Here is a 2,165-nt window from a genome sequence, read left to right on the forward strand (position 1 = left end):
GCATCCGGCTCGGGCGCCTGGATGCGCGCGTGGACGTGGAGACGCGTGGCGGCCTGCTCACCATCGAATGGGCCGGCGGCAACGCGCCGGTGTACATGACCGGACCGGCCGTGACCGTGTTCGAGGGCGAAATCGAACTGCAGGACTGACATGGGCAACGAAGAACAGATGCACCCGATCACGGAAGACGACATCGCCAACTGGCTGGCCAACAACCCGGGGTTCTTCGAACGCCACGCGCAGCTGCTGGCGAGCGTGCAGCTCACCAGCCCGCACGGCAACCGCGCGGTGAGCCTGCAGGAGCGGCAGGCCGAGATGCTGCGCGACAAGATCAAGGCGCTGGAGCACCGCATCATGGACATGGTGCGGCACGGCAACGAGAACATGGTGATCTCCGAGCGCGTGCACCGCTGGGCCCGCGCGCTGCTGCTGGTGAACTCCTCGCGCGCGCTGCCGGCCACGCTGGTGGCCGAACTGCAGGCGCAGTTCATGGTGCCGCAGGTGGCGCTGAAGGTCTGGGACGTGGACGAGCGTTACCGCGAGGAGCCGTTCGCGCAGGGCGTGAGCGAGGACGCCAAGGCCTTCGCCACCTCGCTGCAGCAGCCCTATTGCGGCGTGGTGACCGGCATCGAGGCCGTGGGCTGGCTGGACCAGCCGGAGACGGCGATGTCGCTGGCGCTGATCCCGCTGCGCGCCGGCGCGGTGAACGGCCCCGCGCCGGCCTTCGGCATGCTGGTGCTGGCTTCGCCGGACCCGCAGCGCTTCGAGTCCGGCATGGGCACCGACTTCCTGGAGCGCATCGCGGAGACCGCGAGCGACGCCCTGTCGCGGCTGCGTCCGCGCTGATCCGCATGGACGACGCCGGGCTGGTCGAACGCTATCTCGAACACGTCCGCGTCGAAAAGCGGCTGGCCGCGCGCACGGTCGAACTCTATGCGCTCGACCTGCAGAAGCTGCGGGAGAACGCCGAAAAGGCCGACGTGGCGCTGGCGCAGGTGCAGAACGCGCACGTGCGGCGCTGGGTGGCGCAGATGCACGGAGGCGGCCGCAGCGGGCGCGGCATCGCGCTGATCCTCTCCGGCTGGCGCGGCTTCTATGCCTGGCTCGGGCGCGAAGGGCTGGTCGCGAGCAATCCGGTGCAGGACGTGCGCGCGCCCAAGGTGGCCAAGCCGCTGCCCAAGGCCTTGAGCGTGGACGATGCGGTGCAGCTGGCGGAGTTCAGCGCCGAGGACGCCGATCCCTGGCTGGAAGCGCGCGATGCCGCGATCGTGGAACTGCTCTATGGCTGCGGACTGCGGGTGGGCGAGCTGGTGGGGCTGGATGCGCGGGCGAGCGGCGCGGCCAAGGGGTGGGTGGACCTCGATGCCGGCGAGGCGCACGTGCTGGGCAAGGGCAGCAAGCGGCGCACGGTCCCTGTCGGGACGAAGGCGCTGGAGGCGCTGCGCGCATGGTTGGCGCAGCGCGCGGGCGGGCGGCATGCCGGCGAGGCCGCGCTCTTCATCGGCCGCAACGGCACGCGCCTGAGCGCGCAGGCGATCTGGGCGCGGTTGAAGCGGCGCAGCCTGCACGCCGGGCTGGCGACGCCGGTGCATCCGCACATGCTGCGGCATTCCTTCGCCAGCCACGTCCTGCAGTCCAGCGGTGATTTGCGAGCCGTGCAGGAGCTGCTCGGGCACGCGAACATCGGCACGACGCAGGTGTACACGCGACTCGATTACCAGCACCTGGCCAAGGCCTACGACGCCGCGCATCCGCGGGCGAAGAGGAAGTGAGCGCAGGTCGCAGCGCCTGCGGTCAGGCGACGCGTTCGCGCAACGCGCGTTTCAACACCTTCCCGTTCGCATTGCGCGGCAAGGGCTCGGTGAGCCAGCTCCAGCCGTCCGGCGTCTTGTAGTCGGCCAGTTCCGCCTTGCAACGCGCGACGAGTTCGGCGCGCAGGGCTTCCACATCGACTGCGCCGGGCGCATAGACGAACGCATGGATGCGCTCCCCCAGCACCGGACAGGGCACCCCCACCGTCGCCGCCTCCTGCACGGCCGGATGGCCTACCAGGCAGTTCTCCACTTCGACCGAGAACACCTTGTAGCCGCCCCGGTTGATCATGTCCTTCTTGCGGTCGTGCACCCGCAGGTAGCCTTCCGCATCCATCGTCCCGATGTCGCCCG

At 70.1% G+C, this 2,165-nt stretch carries 3 protein-coding genes and 1 pseudogene; 3 read left to right on the forward strand and 1 reads right to left on the reverse strand.

The genetic code is table 11. The features are described from left to right. The 3 genes and pseudogenes from VFM98_RS09025 to VFM98_RS09035 all read left to right on the forward strand — a co-directional run. Positions 1 to 149, forward strand: a pseudogene (locus VFM98_RS09025) (diaminopimelate epimerase); the annotation flags it as partial. 1 nt (position 150) lies between these two features. Then, positions 151 to 846, forward strand: coding sequence for a DUF484 family protein (locus tag VFM98_RS09030; protein ID WP_325109586.1), 696 nt, complete (start codon positions 151 to 153; stop codon positions 844 to 846). A gap of 5 nt (positions 847 to 851) precedes the next feature. Beyond that, complete coding sequence (locus VFM98_RS09035; protein WP_325109587.1) at positions 852 to 1,772, forward strand: tyrosine recombinase XerC; 921 nt, start codon at positions 852 to 854, stop codon at positions 1,770 to 1,772. Positions 1,773 to 1,794: 22 nt separating this feature from the next. On the opposite strand, the gene VFM98_RS09040 is transcribed toward VFM98_RS09035, so the two are convergent. Beyond that, positions 1,795 to 2,165, reverse strand: a 371-nt coding sequence (locus tag VFM98_RS09040) for a class I adenylate-forming enzyme family protein (RefSeq protein WP_414709003.1), incomplete at its 5' end; no start/stop codon positions are given.

It is taken from the genome of Ramlibacter sp. (assembly GCF_035706265.1).
Lineage (GTDB): Bacteria > Pseudomonadota > Gammaproteobacteria > Burkholderiales > Burkholderiaceae_C > Ramlibacter.

Bases quoted from the DNA above. Each gene is read 5' to 3' on its own strand.
- VFM98_RS09035 (WP_325109587.1), top strand. From the start codon at position 852: ATGGACGACGCCGGGCTGGTCGAACGCTATCTCGAACACGTCCGCGTC.
- VFM98_RS09030 (WP_325109586.1), top strand. From the start codon at position 151: ATGGGCAACGAAGAACAGATGCACCCGATCACGGAAGACGACATCGCC.